The 22,965-nt window shown below is 64.2% G+C and carries 19 protein-coding genes and 1 pseudogene; 5 read left to right on the forward strand and 15 right to left on the reverse strand.

Going from position 1 to position 22,965, the window contains the following annotated elements; all coding sequences use genetic code 11:
* Window positions 1-12: 12 nt before the first annotated feature.
* A complete protein-coding gene (locus AB3G45_RS17870) occupies window positions 13-384 on the reverse strand; it encodes a response regulator (protein WP_003547430.1) in 372 nt (123 codons plus the stop codon).
* A 141-nt stretch (window positions 385-525) separates the two neighbouring features.
* Between AB3G45_RS17870 and AB3G45_RS17875 the strand changes: the two genes are divergently transcribed.
* From AB3G45_RS17875 to AB3G45_RS17890, 4 genes and pseudogenes are all read left to right on the forward strand, one after another.
* Entirely contained in the window at window positions 526-825 is a 300-nt protein-coding gene (locus AB3G45_RS17875; RefSeq protein ID WP_367831815.1) for a DUF3572 domain-containing protein, read from the forward strand.
* 123 nt (window positions 826-948) lie between these two features.
* On the forward strand, window positions 949-2,295 hold the full coding sequence (locus AB3G45_RS17880; RefSeq protein ID WP_367831816.1) for a DNA polymerase IV: 1,347 nt from the start codon (window positions 949-951) through the stop codon (window positions 2,293-2,295).
* A gap of 130 nt (window positions 2,296-2,425) precedes the next feature.
* Complete coding sequence (locus AB3G45_RS17885) at window positions 2,426-3,742, forward strand: L,D-transpeptidase family protein (RefSeq protein ID WP_367831817.1); 1,317 nt, start codon at window positions 2,426-2,428, stop codon at window positions 3,740-3,742.
* A 137-nt stretch (window positions 3,743-3,879) separates the two neighbouring features.
* Window positions 3,880-3,969 (forward strand): annotated as a pseudogene (locus AB3G45_RS17890) (RidA family protein); the annotation flags it as partial.
* Window positions 3,970-3,972: 3 nt separating this feature from the next.
* Here the strand turns inward: AB3G45_RS17890 and dnaE are convergent.
* Entirely contained in the window at window positions 3,973-7,470 is a 3,498-nt protein-coding gene (gene dnaE / locus AB3G45_RS17895) for a DNA polymerase III subunit alpha (RefSeq protein ID WP_367831818.1), read from the reverse strand.
* Window positions 7,471-7,808: 338 nt separating this feature from the next.
* Here dnaE and AB3G45_RS17900 point away from each other — a divergent pair, with 338 nt between their 5' ends.
* Window positions 7,809-8,387: a hypothetical protein gene (locus AB3G45_RS17900; protein ID WP_367831819.1), complete on the forward strand. Its 579-nt coding sequence runs from the start codon at window positions 7,809-7,811 to the stop codon at window positions 8,385-8,387.
* 15 nt (window positions 8,388-8,402) lie between these two features.
* Here the strand turns inward: AB3G45_RS17900 and AB3G45_RS17905 are convergent, their stop codons facing one another.
* The 13 genes from AB3G45_RS17905 to nuoH form a co-directional block, all read right to left on the reverse strand.
* The gene (locus tag AB3G45_RS17905) at window positions 8,403-9,089 is read right to left on the reverse strand and encodes an ABC transporter ATP-binding protein (RefSeq protein WP_367831820.1); all 687 of its coding nucleotides are present in this window, start codon (window positions 9,087-9,089) and stop codon (window positions 8,403-8,405) included.
* A gap of 9 nt (window positions 9,090-9,098) precedes the next feature.
* Window positions 9,099-10,406 (reverse strand): lipoprotein-releasing ABC transporter permease subunit, encoded by a 1,308-nt coding sequence (locus AB3G45_RS17910; RefSeq protein WP_367831821.1) that lies wholly within the window; start codon window positions 10,404-10,406, stop codon window positions 9,099-9,101.
* Between the two features lie 33 nt (window positions 10,407-10,439).
* Entirely contained in the window at window positions 10,440-11,768 is a 1,329-nt protein-coding gene (gene proS, locus AB3G45_RS17915) for a proline--tRNA ligase (RefSeq protein WP_367831822.1), read from the reverse strand.
* Window positions 11,769-12,484: 716 nt separating this feature from the next.
* Window positions 12,485-12,754 (reverse strand): DUF1467 family protein, encoded by a 270-nt coding sequence (locus AB3G45_RS17920; protein ID WP_367831823.1) that lies wholly within the window; start codon window positions 12,752-12,754, stop codon window positions 12,485-12,487.
* A 126-nt stretch (window positions 12,755-12,880) separates the two neighbouring features.
* Window positions 12,881-14,548 (reverse strand): ribonuclease J, encoded by a 1,668-nt coding sequence (locus AB3G45_RS17925; RefSeq protein ID WP_367831824.1) that lies wholly within the window; start codon window positions 14,546-14,548, stop codon window positions 12,881-12,883.
* 15 nt (window positions 14,549-14,563) lie between these two features.
* On the reverse strand, window positions 14,564-15,304 hold the full coding sequence (locus tag AB3G45_RS17930) for a biotin--[acetyl-CoA-carboxylase] ligase (protein ID WP_367833616.1): 741 nt from the start codon (window positions 15,302-15,304) through the stop codon (window positions 14,564-14,566).
* Between the two features lie 23 nt (window positions 15,305-15,327).
* Entirely contained in the window at window positions 15,328-16,770 is a 1,443-nt protein-coding gene (gene nuoN / locus AB3G45_RS17935; protein ID WP_367831825.1) for an NADH-quinone oxidoreductase subunit NuoN, read from the reverse strand.
* A gap of 17 nt (window positions 16,771-16,787) precedes the next feature.
* Window positions 16,788-18,299, reverse strand: a complete 1,512-nt coding sequence (locus tag AB3G45_RS17940; protein ID WP_367831826.1) for an NADH-quinone oxidoreductase subunit M — start codon at window positions 18,297-18,299, stop codon at window positions 16,788-16,790.
* Window positions 18,299-20,296, reverse strand: a complete 1,998-nt coding sequence (gene nuoL / locus AB3G45_RS17945) for an NADH-quinone oxidoreductase subunit L (protein ID WP_367831827.1) — start codon at window positions 20,294-20,296, stop codon at window positions 18,299-18,301. The genes AB3G45_RS17940 and nuoL overlap by 1 nt, the downstream gene beginning before the upstream one ends.
* A 7-nt stretch (window positions 20,297-20,303) precedes the next feature.
* Complete coding sequence (nuoK, locus tag AB3G45_RS17950; protein ID WP_367831828.1) at window positions 20,304-20,612, reverse strand: NADH-quinone oxidoreductase subunit NuoK; 309 nt, start codon at window positions 20,610-20,612, stop codon at window positions 20,304-20,306.
* A 28-nt stretch (window positions 20,613-20,640) separates the two neighbouring features.
* Window positions 20,641-21,255 carry an NADH-quinone oxidoreductase subunit J gene (locus AB3G45_RS17955; protein ID WP_367831829.1) on the reverse strand — a complete coding sequence of 205 codons (615 nt, stop codon included), beginning with the start codon at window positions 21,253-21,255 and terminating at the stop codon, window positions 20,641-20,643.
* A gap of 120 nt (window positions 21,256-21,375) precedes the next feature.
* Window positions 21,376-21,867: an NADH-quinone oxidoreductase subunit NuoI gene (gene nuoI / locus AB3G45_RS17960; protein WP_367831830.1), complete on the reverse strand. Its 492-nt coding sequence runs from the start codon at window positions 21,865-21,867 to the stop codon at window positions 21,376-21,378.
* Between the two features lie 36 nt (window positions 21,868-21,903).
* On the reverse strand, window positions 21,904-22,950 hold the full coding sequence (gene nuoH / locus AB3G45_RS17965) for an NADH-quinone oxidoreductase subunit NuoH (protein WP_367831831.1): 1,047 nt from the start codon (window positions 22,948-22,950) through the stop codon (window positions 21,904-21,906).
* Window positions 22,951-22,965: the final 15 nt, after the last annotated feature.

Genomic DNA, 22,965 nt, shown 5'->3' on the forward strand with positions numbered 1-22,965 from the left:
CTGACCTCTACCTCATGCGTCGCCGAGATAGGTCTTGATGGTCTCGATGAATTTCGGCACCGAGATCGGCTTGGAGACATAGGCCTCGCAGCCGCCCTGGCGGATGCGCTCCTCGTCGCCCTTCATCGCGAAGGCCGTTACGGCGATCACCGGGATGACATGGAGCTCGTCGTCCTCCTTCAGCCACTTGGTGACCTCAAGGCCCGAGACCTCCGGAAGCTGGATATCCATCAGGATCAGGTCCGGCCTATGTTTGCGGGCAAGATCGAGGGCTTCCATGCCATTCCTGGTCTGGATGGTCGTATAGCCGGACGCCTCGATGAGATCCCGGAAGAGCTTCATGTTGAGCTCGTTGTCCTCGACAATCATCACCTGCTTGGGCATCGTTCGTCCCTGTTCCTCTCGCCGGCCTTGCAACCTTCCGGGGGATCGATAAGTTGCGGCAAAGCCGAAGTCACCCAGCTTGTCCGCAGCAACGTTAGCGCGACTTGGTTGATTAAAAGGTAAATTTCCCGAGGGAAAACGATGAAGAGCCAAAAAGATACACCCGCGGTTGCCGATGCGCAGGCGACCGCCGCGGCCATCCTCGGCTGGCTCGCCGGCGAACCGGAATTGCTGTCGCGTTTCCTTGCGCTGACAGGCGTCGCGCCCGGCGAGGTGCGCAATGCCGTCGGCGATCCCGGTTTCCTTGCCGGCCTCGTCGGTTTCCTGATGGACCACGAGCCGACCCTTCTCGCCTTCAGCGCGGCGACGGGCGTCCCCCCGGAGGCCGTCGTGCAGGCCCATGCCATCCTCTCCGGGCCATACGGCAGCGAGGATTTCTGAACCGGCGAACCGCGATGGTCGCCGCGTGCCTGTCTGTTCGTCGTCATGCATTCGCCTCCCGCAGCACTTGAGACTCATGAATTTAAGCAGTAATGTCGCGATGTTCAATATTTGTTCCATAAGATGAGCATCGCCGACTCGCGTTTCCCGGGCTTCTGCCGCGACTGCCTTGCCGGGCAGAAGGCCGGCCTGCGCCGTTGCAGCGCCTGCGGCAGCCCCCGCCTCGTCTATCATGACGAGCTCTTCGGCCTGACGCTCGCCCATATCGACTGCGACGCCTTCTATGCGGCGGTCGAGAAGCGCGACAATCCGGAGCTTGCCGACAAGCCGGTCATCATCGGCGGCGGCAAGCGCGGCGTCGTCTCCACCGCCTGCTATGTCGCGCGCATCCACGGCGTGCGCTCGGCCATGCCGATGTTCAAGGCGCTGGAGGCCTGCCCCGATGCGGTGGTGATCAAGCCGGACATGGAGAAATACGTCGCTGTCGGCCGCCAGGTACGCACGATGATGCAGGAGCTGACGCCGCTGGTGCAGCCGCTGTCCATCGACGAGGCCTTCCTGGAGCTCAAGGGCACGGAGCGCCTGCACCACGATCCGCCCGCCCGCGTGCTCGCCCGCTTCGCCCAGCGGGTTGAAAAAGAGGTCGGCATCACCATCTCGATCGGCCTTTCCTACTGCAAGTTCCTCGCCAAGGTCGCCTCGGACCTCAACAAGCCGCGCGGCTTCTCCGTCATCGGCGAAGCGGAGGCGCTCGCCTTCCTGCGCGAAAAGCCGGTGCGCCTCATCTGGGGCGTCGGCAAGGCCTTTGCCGAGACGCTGGAGCGCGACGGCATCCGCACCGTCGGCCAGCTCCAGACCATGGAGGAGACCGACCTGATGCGCCGCTACGGCGTGATGGGCAAGCGCCTCTTCAACCTTTCGCGCGGGCAGGACGACCGCGAGGTCCACCCCAACGACCCCGCCAAGAGCGTATCGGCCGAAACCACCTTCTTCGACGATATTTCAGGCTATGACGAGCTGGTGGCGCATTTGCGCCGCCTCAGCGAGAAGGTGGCGACGCGGCTGCGCAAATCGGGCATTGCCGGCCACACGGTGGTGCTGAAGCTGAAGACCGCCGATTTCAAGGGCCGCACGCGCAACCGCAAGCTCGAAGACCCGACCATGCTCGCCGACCGCATCTTCCGCACCGGCATCGACCTGCTGCGCAAGGAGGCGGACGGCACGAAGTACCGGCTGATCGGCATCGGCGTCAGCGACCTTGCCGATCCCGGCCGGACCGATCCGCCCGATCTCGTCGATCCCGCCGCCGCCCGCCGCGCCGCCGCCGAGGCCGCGATGAACGTGCTGCGCGACAAGTTCGGCAAGGCGAGCGTGGAGACCGGCTATACGTTCGGCAAATCCGGCCCCAGTCGCTTTCACGAAAAATTGACGTTCAAGACCGCCGGAAAAATCGGCGACCCCGCCGAATAAAACCCGGCAGGCCGGCGTTCTTGACTGCATCGGGATGGCACAGATCGGGGGATCGTCGCGTGCAGCAAGCCTTCCTTAAACCGCATGCACTATGCTTCCTGCCGGTTTGTATTGCGTATGGATGGGTCGCATGACGTTTCGCCTCGTTACCGGCATGAGCATAGTGGGCCTGATGCTGAGCTGCGCCACGGCGCTCGGCGGCACCCTCGAAGGTCCGCTCCAGATCATGGTGTCGAAGGACCTGCAGGAATTGAAGATCTATGACGGCGGCGTGGTGGTCGCCACCTCGCGCGTCTCCACCGGCAAGGCCGGGCATTCGACGCCGACCGGCATCTTCTCGATCCTCGAAAAGAAGCGCACGCATTTCTCCAATCTCTACGACAGCGCGCCGATGCCCTTCATGCAGCGGCTGACCTGGTCGGGCATCGCGCTGCACGCCTCCAACAGCGTGCCCGCCTATCCCGCCTCGCACGGCTGCGTGCGCCTGCCGAACGATTTCGCAAAGATCCTGTTCAGCACGACGCGCCGCGGCGGCCATGTCCTCATCACCGACCGCGAGATCGCGCCGCGCCACATCGCACACGCCACGCTGTTCAAGCCGTCCGTCGTCTTGCCGGATACGCCGCTGCTCTCGCAGGCCGGCCTTCGCCCCACCCTCATCGAAGCCGGCGACAAGAGCGTCGAGGTGGCGATGACCGATCCGAAGCCGGCGATCGTCACCCCCATCGTGCAGAAGACCGAAGAGGACCCGATCCGCATCCTCATCACCCGCCGTGGCGCGCGCGAGACGCTGATGGACCTGCAGGCCCTCTTGACCGCACTCGGCCATGATGCCGGCGTTCCCGACGGCCTGCACGGCAAGCAGACCGTGACCGCCATCCGCGCCTTCCAGCTCGCCGAAGGCCTCAAGGAAGACGGCGTGGTCTCGCCGGAGCTTGTCGCCGCCGTCTATGCCAAGGCCGGCAAGGGCGCGCCGCCGAACGGGCAGATCCTCGTGCGGCAGAAGTTCAAGCCCGTGCTCGAAACGCCGATCGTCATCCGCGACCCGCAGATCGCGCTCGGCACGCATTTCCTCATCGCCCGCGCGGTCGACGGCGACAAGGGGACGGCCGAATGGTACGGCGTGAGCATGGACAACCAGCTCTCGCCGGCGACGCTGAAGCGTCTCGGCATTACCACCGAAGCCGACGCCGCCGCCCCCGACGCGCTGGAAAAGACCCTCGACCGCCTCGATATCCCCGAAGAGATGCGCATGCGCATTTCCCGCCTGATGGGCGAAGGCGCCTCCCTCTCGATCTCCGATACGGGCCTTGGCCCGGAGACCGGCAACGGCACGGACTTCATCACCGTGACGCGCAAGGTGCCGCAGAAGGCGGTCGCCACGACGGTGCAGGGCGTCAAGAAGAAGAAAAAGAAGAAGGCGTCGTCGGTCTCCGTCATCAACTGACCGGAGACGTTTGACATGACATCAGGGCCGCTCGCTCTTCCGGCGCGGCGGCTCTTTTCGTCGCGTCCCTTGCCGAAACACCGCAGCAGAAATTGCGCGCATCCCGTCAGGCAGGCCGGGGGAGGAGGCCCGTCGCAAGCGCCTGGAACACCGCAATCGGCGTGAACTGGCTCGCCGGTTTCGACTTCGAGATCAAGGTCGTGGCCCGCGTGCCGACGGCCGCTTGAGCCTCACACCAGCTCCACGTCGAGAACACCCGGCGTGGAGCGCATGGCGGCGGCGATCTCGGAGGAAATGCGGAAGCGCTTGCTCAGCTCCACCTCGATTTCCCGCTGGCCGTTGTCCTTGATCACGATGAAGGAGACGAGGCCGTCGCCCTTCGTGTTGAGATGGGCGGCGATGGAGCGCAGCGGGCCGCTGTCGCGCACATAGACGCGCAGCGCCTTCTGCGTCTGGAGCGATTCCTCCTCCAGCGAGCGCAGCGTCTGGATGCGCAGGCCGATGCCTTCCGGCCGCTCCTCCGCCTGAACCGTCATCACCAGCGATTTGCCGGGCTCCAGCAGGTCGCGGTACTGGTTCAGCATTTCGGAGAACAGCACCGCCTCGAACTGGCCGGAGGAATCGGAGAAGGCGACGATGCCCATCTTGTTGCCGGTGCGGGTCTTGCGCTCCTGCTTGGAGGTGACCGTGCCGGCGAGGCGACCGGCGGTGGCGCCGCGCTTTACCGCGGCGGCAAAATCGCCAAAAGTCTGCACGCGCATCTTGGAGAGGATCGGCGCATAGAAGTCGAGCGGATGGGCCGACAGGTAGAAGCCGAGCACCTGGAACTCGCGGTGCAGCTTTTCCGAGGCGAGCCAGGGCGTATAGGCGGGAAGCGTGATGACTTCCGGGCCCGTCGCGGCGCCCATGCCGAAGATGTCGCCCTGGCCGCTCGCCTTGTTCTCCTGCGCGCGCTGGGCGGCGCCGAGGAGCCGGTCGAGGCCGGCGATCATCGCGGCGCGGTCGTGGCCGAAGCAATCGAAGGCGCCGGCGACGATCAGGCTTTCGAAGACGCGGCGGTTGACGAATTTCGGATCGATGCGGACGCAGAAATCCTCAAGGCTCCTGAACGGCGCCGTGCCGCGCACGTCGACGATGTGCTGCACGGCGGCCGCGCCGACGCCCTTGATGGCGGCGAGCGCATAATAGATGCGATTCTCGCCGGTCTCGAAATGCGGGAACGAGGTCTGCACCGAGGGCGGGATGACCTCGATGCCGAGCCGACCGGCATCCTGCCGGAAATCGTTCAGCTTGTCCGTGTTGGACATGTCGTAGGTCATCGAGGCGGCGAGGAACTCGACCGGGTAATGCGCCTTCAGATAGGCCGTCTGGTAGGAGACGATGGCATAGGCGGCGGCGTGCGACTTGTTGAAGCCGTAATTGGCGAACTTGGCGAGGAGGTCGAAGATGAGGTCCGATTGCGGCTTCGACACGCCGTTCCTGACGGCGCCGTCGACGAAGCGGGCGCGCTGCTTGTCCATCTCCTCCTTGATCTTCTTGCCCATGGCGCGACGCAGGAGGTCGGCTTCGCCGAGCGAATAGCCGGACAGGACCTGGGCGATCTGCATCACCTGTTCCTGGTAGACGATGACGCCCTGCGTCTCCTTCAGGAGATGGTCGATCATCGGATGGATCGATTCGATCTCCTCCTCGCCGTGCTTGCGGGCGTTGTAGACCGGGATGTTCTCCATCGGGCCGGGGCGGTAGAGCGCCACGAGCGCGATGATGTCCTCGATGCAGTCCGGCCGCATGCCGATCAGCGCCTTGCGCATGCCGGCGCTTTCCACCTGGAACACGCCGACCGTCTCGCCGCGCGACAGCATCTCGTAAGTGAGCTGGTCGTCGAGCGGCAGGCTTTCGAGCTTCACCTCGATACCGCGCTTGCGGATGAAATCGACCGCCGTCTTCAGCACCGTCAGCGTCTTCAGGCCGAGGAAGTCGAACTTGACGAGGCCGGCCTGTTCCACCCATTTCATGTTGAACTGGGTGACCGGCATGTCCGAGCGCGGATCGCGGTACATCGGCACGAGCTGCGAGAGCGGCCGGTCGCCGATCACGATGCCGGCGGCGTGGGTCGAGGCGTGGCGGTAGAGGCCCTCGATCTTCTGGGCGATGTCGAGCAGGCGCGCGACGACGGGCTCCTTCTCCGCCTCCTCCTGCAGTTTCGGCTCCTCCTCGATCGCCTTGTAGAGCGGCGTCGGGTTGGCCGGGTTGTTCGGCACGAGCTTGCAGATCTTGTCGACCTGGCCATAGGGCATTTCGAGCACGCGGCCGACGTCGCGCAGCGCCGCGCGCGCCTGGAGCGAACCGAAGGTGATGATCTGCGCCACCTGCTCGCGGCCGTATTTCTGCTGGACGTAGCGGATCACCTCTTCGCGGCGATCCTGGCAGAAGTCGATGTCGAAGTCCGGCATCGAGACGCGTTCCGGGTTGAGGAAGCGCTCGAAGAGCAGCGAGAAGCGCAAGGGATCGACGTCGGTGATGGTGAGCGCATAGGCGACGAGCGAGCCCGCGCCCGAGCCGCGGCCCGGGCCGACCGGGATATTCTGCTGCTTGGCCCATTTGATGAAGTCGGCGACGATCAGGAAGTAGCCGGGGAATTTCATGCGCTCGATGACGCCGAGCTCGAAATCCAGCCGCTCGCGATAATCCTGTTCCGTATAGCCCGGCGTCAGGCCGAGCAGCGCCATGCGACTTTCCAGGCCCTCGACGGACTGCCGGCGCAGCTCCGCCGCCTCTGCCCGCTCCGCCTCCTCCGGATCGTCCGTCGCACCGGTAAAGCGCGGCAGGATCGGCCCGCGCGTCTTCAGCACGAAGGAGCAGCGCCGCGCGATCTCCACCGTGTTCTCCAGCGCCTCCGGCAGGTCGGCGAAGAGTTTCACCATGTCCTTGCGGCTCTTCAGGTAATGGTCCGGCGACAGGCGGAAGCGGTTGTCGTCGGAGACCATGGCGTTGTGCGCAACCGCCATCAGCGCGTCATGCGCGTCGTAGTCGTCCGGCGCCGGGAAGAACGGCTCGTTGGTCGCCACCAGCGGCAGGTCTTCCGCATAGGCAAGCTCGACCATCCACCGTTCGTGCTGCCGGTCGTAGCGGCCATGCCGTTGCAGCTCGATATAAAGCCTGTCGCCGAAGGCCTGCTTCAGCGCATGAAGCCGCGCGCGCGCCACGGCCGGCTGGCCGGCGACGAAAGCCATGTCGACGGGGCCGCCGAGCGCGCCGGACAGCGCGATCAGCCCCTCCGTCCCCTTCTCCTGCAGCCAGCTATAGGCGATGCGGATCGCCTGGCTGCCCTCGCCGCCGAGATAGGCGCGGCTGACGAGGGCGACGAGCCGGGCATAGCCGGCCTCCGTCGCGGCCAAAAGCACGATAGAGGGCAATTTCGCAAGCTGGGCCTGGCCGCCGCGCCGCTCGCCCTCCCCCTCGTCCTCCATGTCGATGGACAGTTGGCAGCCGATCAGCGGCTGGATGCCGTCGCCGATGGCCTTCTGGGAAAATTCAAGCGCCGCGAACAGGTTGTTCGTGTCGGTAATGGCGATCGCCGGCTGCTGGTCCGACGTCGCCTTGCCGATGATCTTCTTGATCGGCAGGGCGCCTTCGAGCAGCGAGAAGGCCGAATGGACGCGCAGATGCACGAATTGCGGCGTGTCCCCGGTCGTTCCGTCGTCCGTCGTGCGCGCTGCATCCGCCATGTCACCGTCCTTCCGATCAAGGCCGGAAGCTTAAGCGGATTCGCACCCCTCCCGTCCAGACCGTTCTTGGCTTTGCACCCGCTTTCCACGGCTGCAGGCCTTAACGGCCGGCGCGGACGGGTCAGATGCCGAAGAGGATGACGGAGAAGGTGGCGACGAACATGGCCATGGAGGTGAATGCAGCAAGATCACGAAGAAAATCGGTCATTATGGCTCCCTTTCCTTTTATGTTTTTCTTTTGTTCTATTTTTGTTCCAATGTCAACCCTTATCCACAGGCCCTCTGGACCGGCCTTCCTCGGCGCAATAAGGTCGCCTCGATCAAACGGAGGAAATGCGATGAAGTCGTTGAGTGCCGCGCTCGTGCTGTCGATCGCCCTGCCCCTTGCGGCCGGGGCCGCGGATTTTCCGGCCGGACGCGTCATGGCCATGGCGAGCGGCGACTGGAACAAGGACGGCGTCGCCGACCTCGCGCTGGTCGCGACGCCCGGCGACGACAGCGGGGAGGACAACGGCCTCTATGTCTATCTCGCCAAACCCGAGGAGAACCGGCTGACGCTGGCGCTCGCGCTGCCTTACACCGTCTGGGGGAACCTCAACCTGCATGGGCAGGAGCCGGAGCTGGCGGCGCTCGCCAACGGCTCCTTCACGCTGACGACGAAGAACGACGCGGTCGGCCGGGATCGCTGGCGGCAGTCGCTGACCGTCGCCTATCGCAATTTCGATTTCATCGTCGCGGGCTATACGTTCTCGTCCTACGACACGCTCGATCCGGATGGCGGCAGCGAATGCGACCTCAATGTCCTCACCGGCAAGGGCAAGCTGCGCGGCCAGCCCATCGCCGGCAAGGCGCAGTTCGTGCTGCTCAAGGACTGGCGGGACGATATCGCCCGCTCGATCTGCGGGCTCGACAACTGACGGAAAGAGGCGGCGTCAGGCGAGTTCGCGCACGACGCCGTCCTCGATCGTCACCCGGCGGTCCATCAGGCCGGCAAGCTCGTGGTTGTGGGTGGCGATGAGCGCGGCAAGGCCGGACTGGCGGGCGAGCGCCTCCAGCGCCTCGAAGACGTAGCCGGCGGTCTCCGGGTCGAGATTGCCGGTCGGCTCGTCGGCCAGAAGCACGAGCGGCGCATTGGCGACGGCCCTTGCGATGGCGACGCGCTGCTGCTCGCCGCCCGACAGTTCCGACGGGCGATGGTCGGCGCGATGGCCGATGCGCATGTAGTCGAGCAACTGGGCGGCGCGCTCGCGCGCCTCGGCCTTGCCGAGGCCGGAGATGAGCTGTGGCATCATGATGTTTTCCAGCGCGCTGAATTCCGGCAGGAGGTGATGGAACTGGTAGACGAAGCCGATCTCGCCGCGGCGGATCGCCGTGCGCTGGTCGTCGGCAAGCGCGGCGCAGGAATGGCCGTTGACGAAGACCTCGCCGGCATCGGGCTTTTCCAGCAGGCCGGCGACGTGCAGAAGCGTCGACTTGCCGGTGCCGGACGGGGCGACGAGCGCGACGGTCTCGCCGCTCTTCAGCGTGAAATCGGCCCCTTTCAGGATCGACAGCAGGGTCTCGCCCTGGCCGTAGTGCCGTTCGATGCCCTTCAGTTCCAGAGCGACGCGCGCAGTCATGCGTTTATCCTATTCATACCGCAGGGCCTGGACCGGATCGAGCTTGGAGGCGCGCCAGGCGGGGAAGATCGTCGCGAGGAAGGAAAGCGCCAGCGCCATGACGATGACCGAGACTGTCTCGCCGGCATTCATGTCGGCCGGAAGCTGGCTGAGGAAATAGAGTTCCGGATTGAACAGGGTCGTGCCCGAGATCCAGGAGAAGAACTGGCGGATGGATTCCACGTTGAGGCAGACGATGACGCCGAGCAGCACGCCGGCGAAGGTGCCGACCGTGCCGATGGCCGCGCCCGTCATGAAGAAGATGCGCATGATGGCGCCGGACGTGGCGCCCATGGTGCGCAGGATCGCGATGTCGCTGCCCTTGTCCTTCACCAGCATGATGAGGCCGGAGATGATGTTGAGCGCGGCGACGAGCACGATCAGCGTCAGGATCATGAACATGACGTTGCGCTCGACCTCGAGCGCCGAGAAGAAGGTGCGGTTGCGCTGGCGCCAGTCGGTGATGAAGATCTGCCGCTCGGCGGCCGCCTCGATCGGCTGGCGCAGGGTGTCGACGTCGTCGGGATTGGCGACGAAGAGTTCGATCGACTGCACGATGCCTTCGGCGTTGAAATAGAGCTGCGCCTCCTCGAGCGGCATGTAGATGATCGACGCGTCGTATTCCGACATGCCGATCTCGAAGATGGCGGAGACCGTATAGGTCTTCACGCGCGGATTGACGCCGAGCGGCGTCACGTCTCCCTCGGGCGCGACGAGCGTGATCTGGCCGCCGGCGCTGAGGCCGAGCTGCTCGGCCATGCGCGAGCCGATCGCAACGCCACTGCCGGCGGCAAAGCCGACGAGGTCGCCTTCCTTGATGTTGTCCGAGACGGCCTTCATCTTGGCAAGGTCGTCGGCACGCACGCCGCGCACCAGCGCGCCTGTGCCCGCCCCCGCCGTGCCGGAGGCCAGCGTCTGGCCCTCGACGAGCGGGATCGCCATGGTGACGCCCGGGACCGCGGAAAGCCGGTCGGCAAGCGCGGCATAGTTGTTCAGCGGCGTGTCGATCGGCTGGACGATCATGTGGCCGTTGATGCCGAGGATGCGCGAGATCAGCTCGGTGCGGAATCCGTTCATCACCGCCATGACGATGATGAGCGTGGCCACGCCCAGCATGATGCCGATGAAGGAGAAGCCGGCGATCACCGAGATGAAGGCTTCCTTGCGCCGGGAACGCAGGTAGCGCCAGGCCACCATCCGCTCGAAGGCGGAAAACGGGCGGCTCGTCTTGAGGGCCTGCACCCCGGTTGCAGATGCACCGCTCGCTGCGTCAGCCATGGTTCCTCCCGTTGCCGCCTGCGCCTGCGGGCATCAATTGCCGGATGTCAGGCGGTTGATCGCCGCCTCGATGGTCAGCGTCTCGCGTTCGCCGGTCTTGCGGTCCTTGATCTCGACCTCGCCGTTCGCGACGCCGCGCGGACCGGCGATGACCTGCACCGGCGCGCCGATGAGGTCGGCGGTCGCGAACTTCGCGCCGGCGCGCTCGTCCTTGTCGTCGTAGAGCACGTCGATACCGGCCTTCAGCAGCGCGCCGTAGACCTTTTCGCAGGCCGCATCGCACGCGGCATCGCCCGACTTCATGTTGATGACGACCGCCTCGAAGGGCGCGACGGCCTTCGGCCAGATGATGCCGTTCTCGTCATGCGAGGCCTCGATGATGGCGGGCACGAGGCGCGTCGGGCCGATGCCGTACGAGCCCATATGCACGATATGCTCCTTGCCGTCGGGGCCCTGGACCTTGGCGCCCATGGCCTCGGAATATTTCGTGCCGAAATAGAAGATATGACCGACCTCGATGCCGCGGGCCGACACGCGCTCGCCTTCCGGGATCGCCTCGAAGACGGGCGCGTCGTGCATTTCGGACGTGGCCGCATAACGCGAGGTCCACTTGTCGAAGATGCCCTTGAGGCCCGACACATCCTCGAAGTTGGTGTCTTCGCCGGGAATGTCGAAGTTCAGGAAGTCCTTGTGGCAGAAGACTTCCGACTCGCCCGTATCGGCCAGGATGATGAATTCGTGGCTGAGATCGCCGCCGATCGGGCCGGTGTCGGCGCGCATCGGAATGGCGCGCAGGCCAAGGCGCGAGAAGGTGCGCAGATAGGCCGCGAACATGCGGTTATAGGCGTGCACGGCGCCCTCGCGGTCGAGATCGAAGGAATAGGCGTCCTTCATGAGGAATTCGCGCGAGCGCATGGTGCCGAAGCGCGGGCGGATCTCGTCGCGGAACTTCAGCTGGATATGGTAGAGGTTGAGCGGCAGGTCCTTGTAGGACTTCACGAACGAGCGGAAGACGTCGGTGATCATCTCCTCGTTGGTGGGGCCGTAGAGCATGGGGCGCTCCTGGCGGTCCTTGATGCGCAGCATCTCCTTGCCGTAGGCGTCGTAGCGGCCGCTTTCCTGCCAGAGTTCGGCGGATTGCAACGTCGGCATCAGAAGCTCGACGGCGCCGGAGCGGTTCTGCTCCTCGCGGATGATGGCGTTCACCTTGTCGAGGACGCGCTTGCCCAGCGGCAGCCAGGTATAGATGCCCTGGGACTGCTGCTTGATCATCCCCGCGCGCAGCATCAGCCGGTGCGAGACGATCTCGGCCTCCTTGGGGTTTTCCTTGAGGATGGGCAGGAAGAAACGGGAAAGGCGCATATCGGGTTCCGCAATGACTGATCCGCCCTATTTCGGGAATCGGGCAAAATGACGTTGATTTCGATGCGTTCATAAACGCTTCGTCACAGGAAGGAAACCCGGCCGGCCGGCCGGCGGCATCGGCGCGAAGCACTGTCCACCGCTCACGATGGCCCGGATGAATGTGGCAGAAAAATGGGCCTGCCAATAACAGAAATTGCGTATGCGTTGTCAATGGAAAAATTTTATTCCAGTGTAGCAAAAATGCAAAAAAACCGGATGACAACGCCTAACGTTTGGGCTAGTTTCAGGCCACAAAACAGGCAAGAAGTGCAAATTCTTGCCATTTCGCGGTCAAGTCTTGGGAGGATCAGATCTTTGGCGCGCGTAGACGCTGCCACCGCACAACGGATAAAGATCACGCGATACCTGTAAAACAAGGCTCTAAGCCTTGTTTTTTTTTGCTTTTTTCCGAGGGCACCGCGCTTTCGGCATCGTCGTCCGTTCGGCCCATGCCGCAAGGGCGGCCGCGCCCCGCGCGGCGCGACACTCCGCCTCATCCCGGGTAAGGCAAATTTGGCCGGATGCGCGCGTCCCGGTGTCGGCGAGCGACGCGACATGCCGCTTTCCGGCAAGGAGAGCGCGAGGGCTGCAGGAAAACTTTTCCAACAGAGAGCGATCACGCAGAATGGCTTGCCTGCGGGCGCGAAGAGCGCGTTAACCTTTGTGGCAGACGCCTATTTGAAATCCGGGATGAACTGCGGAAGGGAATCGATGCCGTAGCCCAGGCGCACCGACAGGACGTACCAGATCCCGTAGATGACGGCCGAGACGATCGTCGTCGTCAGCATCACGCGGCCGCCGCGAAAGCGCGCCGGCGCGCTCTCCACCGTGCCGGGCGCCACGTCCTGCGCCTCGGCCTGCGTCTTCAGCCCGAAGGGCAGCACGGCGAAAAGCGTCATCCACCAGACGATGAAATAGACGGCGAAGTAGGAAAAGAACTGCATGGACGGCCCCTCGTGCGACAGCCGGTCTTTTACGCCTGTCGCGAGCGAAGTTCAAACGGGTGCGACGGCGGCGTGCTGTCACACCCGCAGCGCGGGCGGCGGGATGGGCGGCGTTCCCCCGCATCGTCAGACCTTGCTCAGAAAGACGGTGACGACGGGCTTCTTGCCCCAGATCTCGTTCGCCGTGGAGCGCACGGTGCGGCGCACGGCCTCGCGCACCATCTCCAGGTCCTTGCGGCGCGCGCGCGGGATGCTCTCGACGGCGCCGAGCACGGCGTCGTAGAGCGTATCGCCCATATCTTCGCCCTCGTCGTCGAACTGCGGCAGGCCGAAGGGCTCGACCTCCGGGTCGCCCTGGAAATCATAGCGGCTGTCGAGCAGGATGCTGACGGCGACATGGCCGACGAAGGCGAGCTTGCGGCGATCGCCGATGCCCATCTCGTCATAGTCGCCGATGAGATTGCCGTCCTTGAAGATGCGGCCGAAGGGCGCGTGGTCGACGACCTCCGGTTCGCCCGGTGCGAGCTTCAGGATATCGCCGTTGCGCACGCGCGGCACTTCGGCGATGCCGGACTGTTCGGCAAGCTCGGCATGGGCGACGAGATGCGCCGCCTCGCCATGGACGGGCACGACCATCTTCGGGCGCGTCCAGCCGTACATCTGCTGCAACTCGTGGCGGCGCGGATGGCCGGAAACGTGCACCAGCGCCTCACCGTCGGTGATGATGTTGATGCCCTGCTCGATCAGGCCGTTCTTGATGTCGTTGATCGCCTTCTCGTTGCCCGGGATGGCGCGCGAGGAGAAGATGATCGTGTCGCCGCCCGTGAAGGCGACGTTGCGCATCTCGTCGCGGGCGATTTTCGCCAGCGCGGCGCGCGGCTCGCCCTGGCTGCCCGTCAGGATGACGACGACCTTGTCGCGCGGGATATAGCCGAACTCGTCCTCGGCGATGAAGGGCTTCAGCCCTTCCATGAGGCCGATGTCGCGGGCGACGTCGGTGACGCGCTTCATGGAACTGCCGAGCAGCAGCACCTCGCGCCCGGCGGCCTCGGCGGCCTGCGCGATGGAGCGGATACGGCCGACATTCGAGGAGAAGGTGGTGATGCCCACCCTGCCCTCGGCGGCCTCGATGATCTTCGTCAGGCTTTCCGACACCTCATGCTCGGAGGGCGAGACGCCGTCGCGCACCGCATTGGTGCTGTCGCAGATCAGCGCCAGCACGCCCTCGTCGCCGAGCTTGCGGAAGCGCGCCTCGTCGGTCAGCGGGCCGAGCGACGGGTCGATGTCGATCTTCCAGTCGCCGGTGTGGATGACGGTGCCGAGCGGCGTCTTGATCGCCAGAGACATCGGCTCGGGAATGGAGTGGTTGACGCCGATCGCCTCGATCTCGAACGGGCCGACATTGATGCGGTCGCCCTGCTTGAAGATCGTCACCGGGATCTCGGTGCGGCTCTTCTCGTAGTTGCGCTTGGCCTCCAGCATGCCGGCGGTGAAGGGCGAGGCGTAGACCGGCACGTTGAGGCCGGGCCAGAGCTCGTTCAGTGCGCCGTAATGGTCCTCGTGCGCATGGGTGATGATGATGCCCTTGAGGTTCTTGCGCTCCCCGGCGAGGAAGCGGATATCGGGCAGCACGAGATCGACCCCCGGCAGGTCCGGCCCCGGAAAGGTGACGCCGCAATCGACCATGATCCACTGGCGGTTCTTCTTCGGGCCGTAGCCGTAGAGCGCCAGGTTCATGCCGATTTCGCCGACGCCGCCAAGCGGCAGGAATACCAGTTCGTCTTCTTTTGCCATCGGCTTCTAAAATTCCTATCCAAAAAACACGTCGCCGGCCGCGATCAGTCGCGCGCCGCCGTCATCCGTCTCCAGTTTCAGGAGACCTGTATCATCAATTCCGGAAAAGCGCCCGGAAATAGAACGGTCGGGAAGATTGACCGTGATGTTTTCCCCGATGCCGCCCGCCACCTGCTTCCAGCGCTCCATGATGGCGGCGATGCCCTGCCCGCCGTCCCACAGCGACAGCGTTTGCGCCATCGACTGGAAGAGATGGGCGAACAATTCCTCAGGGGAAGCGGACGCGCCGAAATCACGCAGCGTCGCGACGGGATAGAGCCCGGCATCGGGCGCCACCGAGACATTGATGCCGCAACCGATGACCAGCCCGTGGCGCCCGTCGGGAAGCGTCTCGCCCTCGATCAGGATGCCGCAGACCTTGCGGCGGTCGACGAGGATGTCGTTCGGCCATTTGATGAGCACGTCGGGCGCATCGGGCGGCATGATGCGGCTCACCGCATCCTGTACCGCGACGGCGACGGCGAGCGGCAGGGAGCCCAGCCGGTCCATCGGCGCCGGATCGATCAGGAGCAACGAGGCATAGAGGTTTCCAGGTTCGGAAAACCAGGCGCGCCCGCGCCGGCCGCGGCCGCCCGTCTGCCGGGTCGCCGTGATCCAGAGACCGGAAAGCGCGCCCTTTCGGGCGCGCTCCAGGCATTCCGTATTGGTCGAGCCCACGTCGGCCAGCGCCTCATGCCGGAAGTCGCCGAGCGACATCCGGCGGTGCGTGCCGGACCCGGTCAAAAGAAGGTCCGGGCCGCGGCTTCGGCCGCCGCGCCGATCGGGCCGCCGATCAGCACATAGCCGAGGACGAACAGGCCGGAAAGGCCGAAGACCAGCTTCAGTTCGCCGGCCGTGCGGGCGAACTCGCCCGTCGGCTCGTCGAACCACATCACCTTGATGATGCGCAGGTAGTAGTAGGCGCCGACGACCGAGGCGAGCACGCCGATGATGGCGAGCGCATAGAGATGCGCCTCGATGGCCGCCATGAAGACGAAATACTTGGCGAAGAAGCCTGCCATCGGCGGGATGCCGGCGAGCGAGAACATCAGGACCGTCAGCACGGTCGCCATGAACGGATTGGTCGAGGAGAGGCCGGCGAGGTCGTTGATATCCTCGACATTGCCGCCTTCCTTGCGGCGCATGGCGAGGATGATCGCGAAGGTGCCGAGCGTCATGACCATGTAGATGAGCATGTAGAGCGCGACGCCGCGCACGCCTGCCATGGAACCGGCGGCAAGACCGACCAGCGCATAGCCCATATGGCCGATCGAGGAATAGGCCATCAGGCGCTTGATGTTCCTCTGGCCGATGGCCGCGAAGGCGCCGAGCAGCATGGAGGCGATCGAGATGAAGACGATGACCTGCTGCCAGTCGGCCACGACGGGTTCGAAGGCATCGATGACGATGCGCACGAGCATGGCCATCGCGGCGACCTTCGGGGCGGCGGCGAAGAAGGCCGTCACCGGCGTCGGCGCGCCTTCATAGACGTCCGGCGTCCACATGTGGAACGGCACGGCCGAGATCTTGAAGGCAAGGCCGGCGAGGATGAACACCAGGCCGAAGACGAGGCCGAGCGAGCGGCCCTCGGCCGTCAGCGCGGCGGCGATCTCCTGGAAGCCGATATGGCCGGTGAAGCCGTAGACCAGCGACATGCCGTAGAGCAGCATGCCGGAGGAGAGCGCGCCGAGCACGAAGTATTTCAGGCCCGCTTCCGTCGAGCGCAGGCTCTCGCGGTTGATCGCCGCGACGACGTAGAGCGCCAGCGACTGGAGTTCCAGCGCGAGATAGAGCGACAGCAGACTGTTGGCGGAAATCATCAGCAGCATGCCGAGCGTCGACAGCACGATGAGCACCGGGAACTCGAAGCGGTCGAGCTGTTCCGAGCGGGCATGGCCGACGGTCATCACCATGGCGGTGATCGAGCCGATCAGCGCCAGCACCTTCATGAACTTGGCGAAGGGATCGGAGACGAAGGCGCCGCCATAGGCCTGGCCCTCGCCCGTGGCGAGAACCAGCCAGAGGCCGGAGATGATGAGCAGCGCGACGGCAAGCCCCGTGACGGTCGTGCCCGAGCGTTCGCCGGAGAACACGCCGATCATCAGGAGGACCAGGGCGCCCACGGCAAGGATGATCTCGGGGGTCGAGAGTTGAAGGCTGGCAAGGATCGTATCAGCGGTCATGTCTTCGAATCCCGTCGTCAGTTCGCCGAAAGCGCAACGGATTGCGCCGCCTGCAGAGCCGCGGAGTAGTTATTGAGCAGCGCGTCGACCGAAGCCGCCGTCGCATCGAATACCGGCGCCGGATAGACACCGTAGAAGATCGTCAGGATCAGGAGCGGGTAGAGCAGCAGCTTCTCGCGCACATCGAGGTCGAGCAGCGCCTTCAGGCTTTCCTTCTCCAGCGCGCCGAAGATCACCCGGCGGTAGAGCCAGAGGGCGTAGGAGGCCGAGAGGATGACGCCGGTCGTCGCGAAGAGCGCGACCCAGGTGTTGGCGCGGAAGACGCCGATCAGCGTCATGAACTCGCCGACGAAGCCCGAGGTGCCAGGAAGGCCGACATTCGCCATGGTGAAGATCATGAAGGCGACGGCGTATTTCGGCATGTTGTTGACGAGGCCGCCATAGGCCGAGATCTCGCGGGTGTGCAGCCGGTCATAGACGACGCCGACGCAGAGGAACAGCGCGCCCGAGACGATGCCGTGCGACAGCATCTGATAGATGGCGCCCTGCAGGCCCTGCACGTTCGCCGCGAAGATGCCCATGGTGACATAGCCCATGTGCGCGACCGACGAATAGGCGATCAGCTTCTTGATGTCGTCCTGCATCAGCGCCACCAGCGAGGTGTAGATGATGGCGATGACCGACAGCGCGAAGACGAAGGGCGCGAAATAGTCCGAGGCGACGGGGAACATGGCGAGCGAGAAACGGATGAAACCGTAGCCGCCGAGCTTCAGGAGCACGCCCGCCAGGATGACGGAGCCCGCCGTCGGCGCCTGGACGTGCGCGTCGGGAAGCCAGGTGTGCACCGGCCACATAGGCATCTTCACCGCGAAGGAGGCGAAGAAGGCGAGCCACAGCCAGGTCTGCATGTGCGCCGGGAAGTTGTAGGCGAGCAGTTCGGTGATATCCGTCGTGCCGGCCTGCCAGTACATCGCCATGATGGCGAGCAGCATCAGCACCGAGCCGAGCAGCGTATAGAGGAAGAACTTGTAGGATGCGTAGACGCGATCCTTGCCGCCCCACACGCCGATGATGATGAACATCGGAATGAGGCCCGCCTCGAAGAAGACGTAGAACAGCACGATGTCGAGCGAGACGAAGACGCCGACCATGAACACTTCCAGGAGCAGGAAGGCGATCATGTATTCGCGCAGGCGCTTCTCCACCGAATGCCAGCTCGCCAGCACGCAGAACGGCATCAGGAAGGTCGACAGGATGACGAACAGCATGGAGATGCCGTCGACGCCGAGATGGTAGGAAATGCCGGTGCCGAGCCATTCGGCCTTCTCGACCATCTGGAAGCCGGGGTTCGAATTGTCGAAGCCGATCCAGATGAAGAGCGAGAGGACGAAGGTGAAGACCGTCGTCAGAAGCGAGACGTTCAGGATGTTGCGGCGGCCGTAGGGGCTGTCCTCGCGGGTCAGCAGCAGAAGCGCCACGCCGACGAGCGGGAGGAAGGTGACCGCTGAAAGAATGGGCCAATCGGTCATCAGAGGGAACTCCCGAGCATCATCCAGGTAACGAGTGCTGCAATACCCAGCAGCATCGCGAATGCGTAGTGATAGAGGTAACCGGTCTGGAGGCGGACGACGCGATCCGTGACGTCGACCACGCGGGCGGCGATGCCGTTCGGGCCGAGACCGTCGATGACGGCGCCGTCACCCTTCTTCCAGAGGAACTTGCCGATCCGCATGGCGGGACGGACGAAGATGAAGTCGTACAGTTCGTCGAAATACCACTTGTTGAGCAGGAACTGGTAGAGACCGCGGTGCTGCTCGGCGAGGTATTTCGGCGTTTCCGGCGAACGGATGTACATGTACCAGGCCAGCACGAAGCCGACGGCCATGGCGACGAACGAGCTCCACTTCACCCACAGGGGCACATTGTGGAATTCATGGACGAGGTGGTTGTCGGAGAGCGTGAAGAGCGCGCCCTGCCAGAATTCGTCATAGTGATGGCCGTAGAAGTACTCCACGAAGATCACGCCCGCGACGACCGCGCCGGCGGCCAGCAGATAGAGCGGCATCAGCATGACGGCCGGGGATTCGTGGACGTGATGCATGACGTCCGCGGAAGCGCGCGGCTTGCCAAAGAAGGTCATGAAGGCCAGGCGCCAGGAATAGAAGCTGGTGAACAGCGCGGCGATGACCAGGAGCACGAAGGCGAAGCCGGCGAGCGGGCTGTGCGAGGCGAAAGCGCTCTCGATGATCGCATCCTTCGAGAAGAAGCCGGCAAAGCCGATGACGGTGCCCGGGATGCCGACGCCGGTCAGCGCCAGCGTGCCGATCGTCATCATCCAGAAGGTGACCGGGATGTGCTTCCTGAGGCCGCCCATGTAGCGCATGTCCTGCTCGCCGTCGACGGCGTGGATGACGGAACCGGCGCCGAGGAACAGCAGCGCCTTGAAGAAGGCGTGGGTGAACAGGTGGAAGATCGCCGCGCCATAGGCGCCGATGCCGAGCGCGACGAACATGTAGCCGAGCTGCGAGCAGGTCGAATAGGCGATGACGCGCTTGATGTCGTTCTGCACGAGGCCGACCGTCGCCGCGAAGAAGGCGGTGATGGCGCCGACCAGCGTCACGACCACGAGCGCGGTGTGCGACAGTTCGAAGATCGGCGACATGCGGGCGACGAGGAAGACGCCGGCGGTGACCATGGTCGCGGCATGGATGAGCGCGGAGACCGGGGTCGGGCCTTCCATGGCGTCCGGCAGCCAGGTGTGCAGCAGGAACTGCGCCGACTTGCCCATCGCGCCCATGAAGAGCAGGAGGCAGGTGGCGGTCAGGGCGTGCGACTTGTCGAGCGTCATGCCAAACAGCGTGATGACGGGATCGGCGGCGTCCGCGGCGCCTTCGGCCGGCAGGTAGGTCGCCGCCGTTGCGAAGATCGTCTCCAGGTTGATCGATCCGAACAGCACGAAGACGCTGGAAATGCCGAGGATGAAGCCGAAGTCGCCGACGCGGTTGACGATGAAGGCCTTCATCGCGGCCGCGCAGGCCGACGGCTTCTTGTACCAGAAGCCGATGAGGAGGTAGGACGCGAGGCCCACGCCTTCCCAGCCGAAGAACATCTGCAGGAGGTTGTCCGACGTCACCAGCATGAGCATGGCGAAGGTGAAGAGCGAGAGATAGGCGAAGAAGCGCGGCCGATGCGGGTCGTGGTGCATGTAGCCGATCGAATAGACGTGCACGAGCGTCGAGACCGAATTGACGACGACGAGCATGACGGCCGTCAGCGTATCGACGCGGAACGCCCATTCGACGTCGAGGCCGCCGGACTGGATCCAGCGCAGCACGCTGACCTTGACCATCTCCGTCTCGCCCATGGCGACGTCGAAGAAGACGATCCACGACAGCACGGCGGCGATGATCATGAAGCCGGACGTGACATATTCGGACGCCTTGGCGCCGATGGCATTGCCACCGACACCGGCGATCAGGAAGCCGATCAGCGGAAGGAAGACGATTGCCTTGATGATGGTATCCATGACCCGATCAGCCCTTCATCATATTGACGTCTTCGACGGCGATCGAACCGCGGTTGCGGTAGAAGACGACGAGAATTGCAAGACCGATGGCCGCTTCCGCAGCCGCGACGGTCAGAATGAACAGCGCGAAGACCTGGCCGACGATGTCGTTCAGGAAGTGCGAGAATGCGACCATGTTGATGTTGACCGAAAGCAGGATGAGTTCGATCGACATCAGGATGATGATGACGTTCTTCCGGTTGAGGAAGATGCCGAAGACGCCGAGAACGAAGAGGATGGCGCTGACGGTGAGATAGTGGGAAATACCGATTTCCATGATGCTTTTCCTTGGGTCCCGCGCTGCCTCAGATGCCCTGACCGGGCTTCACCTTGACGACCTCGACGGCGGTCTCCGGCGAGCGGGCGACCTGCGTCGGGATATCCTGGCGCTTGATATGCGGCTTGTGACGCAGCGTCAGCACGATCGCGCCGATCATGGCGACGAGCAGCACGAGGCCGGCGATCTGGAAGAAGTAGACGTAGTGCGTATAGAGCACGTCGCCGAGGGCGGCCGTGTTCTGCCGCTCGGCGACCGGCGGGATCGGCATCGAGGCGTTGCTGGCGATCTCCGGCGAGAGCGTCGAGCCGCCGACGACGACCACGAGCTCGATTGCCAGGATCAGGCCGATCAGCGCGCCGACCGGCGCATAATCCAGCGCTCCTGCCCGCAGTTCGGCGAAATCGATGTCGAGCATCATGACGACGAAGAGGAAGAGGACCGCGACGGCGCCGACATAGACGACCAGCAGGATCATCGCCAGGAACTCGGCGCCCGTCAGGAGGAAGAGGCCTGCCGAATTGAAGAAGGTGAGGATCAGGAACAGCACGGAATAGACCGGGTTCCTGGACGCGATCACCATGAAGGCGGACGCCACCGCCACGAAGGCGAACAGATAGAAGAATAGAGCCTGCAGACCCATTTTGGTGCCTTTTCGTCTTCCCCAGGGCGGGCCCTGGCTTATTTGCCGCCCTTCCCCGTCGAAGCCTGACGTCCCTAGGCCGTCAGGCACATGCTTTCGTTTTGCCTTCTCGCCAAAAAATCAGCGGTAAGGCGAGTCCATTGCGATGTTGCGGGCGATTTCCCGCTCCCAGCGATCGCCGTTCTCGAGCAGCTTCTGCTTGTCGTAGTAGAGCTCCTCGCGCGTTTCCGTCGAGAACTCGAAGTTCGGCCCCTCGACGATGGCGTCGACCGGGCAGGCTTCCTGGCAGAAGCCGCAATAGATGCACTTCACCATGTCGATGTCGTAACGCACGGTGCGGCGCGTGCCGTCGTTGCGGCGCGGACCCGCCTCGATGGTGATGGCCTGGGCCGGACAGATGGCTTCGCACAGCTTGCAGGCGATGCAGCGTTCCTCGCCGTTCGGGTAGCGGCGCAGCGCATGCTCGCCGCGGAAGCGCGGGGAGACCGGGCCCTTTTCGAAGGGATAGTTCACCGTCGCCTTGGGACGGAAGAAGTAGCGCATCGACAGGAAGAACGCGGCCACGAATTCCTTGAGGAACAGCGAATTTACGGCTTGCGAAAGACTAGCCATTTCAAGCTCCAATGCTGCTGAGGGTCGGGGCGGTCCTCATGCGGACCAGCCCGTGAGCTTCAGCACGAATGCAACGATGACGACCATGGCGAGCGAGATCGGAAGGAAGACCTTCCAGCCGAGACGCATGAGCTGGTCGTAGCGGTAGCGCGGCACGAAGGCCTTCACCATCGCGAACATGAAGAAGACGAAGGAGGCCTTGAGCACGAACCACACGATGCCCGGGACCCAATTCAGGAACCAGACGTCGACCGGGGGCAGCCAGCCGCCGAGGAAGAGGATCGTGGTCAGCGCGCACATCAGGCAGATGGCTGCATATTCGCCGAGCATGAACATCATGTAGGGGGTGGAGCCGTACTCGACCATGAAGCCGGCAACGAGTTCGGATTCGGCTTCCGGCAGGTCGAAGGGCGGGCGGTTTGTCTCGGCCAGCGCCGAGATGAAGAACACCACGAACATCGGGAACAGCGCCAGCCAGTGCCAATCCAGGAAAGAACCCGGCAGGCCGATCATCGTGCCGACGCCGTCGCGCTGCGAATTGACGATATCCGTCAGGTTCAGCGAGCCGACGCAGAGCAGCACCGTGACGATGACGAAACCGATCGACACTTCGTAGGAGACCATCTGCGCGGCCGAGCGCAGCGCGCCGAGGAACGGGTACTTCGAGTTCGAAGCCCAGCCGCCCATGATGATGCCGTACACTTCGAGCGAGGAGATCGCGAAGATGTAGAGGATGCCGACATTGATGTTGGCGATCACCCAGCCGTCGTTGAGCGGCACGACCGCCCAAGTGGCGAGCGCCAGCGTCACGGAGACGAGCGGGGCGAGCAGGAAGATCACCTTGTTGGCCGTCGCCGGGATGACCGGCTCCTTGAAGACGAACTTCAGGAGGTCGGCGAAGGACTGGAAGAGACCCCAGGGGCCGACGACGTTCGGGCCGCGGCGAAGCTGCACGGCCGCCCAGATCTTGCGGTCGGCCAGAAGCACGTAGGCGATGAAGACCAGGAGCGCGACGAGCAGCAGCAGCGACTGCGCCACCATGATCACGCCGGGCCAGACATAGGTCGAAATGAAAGCGTCCATTACCGTCTATTCCTT

The sequence above is a fragment of the Shinella sp. S4-D37 genome (assembly GCF_040812195.1).
Lineage (GTDB): Bacteria > Pseudomonadota > Alphaproteobacteria > Rhizobiales > Rhizobiaceae > Shinella.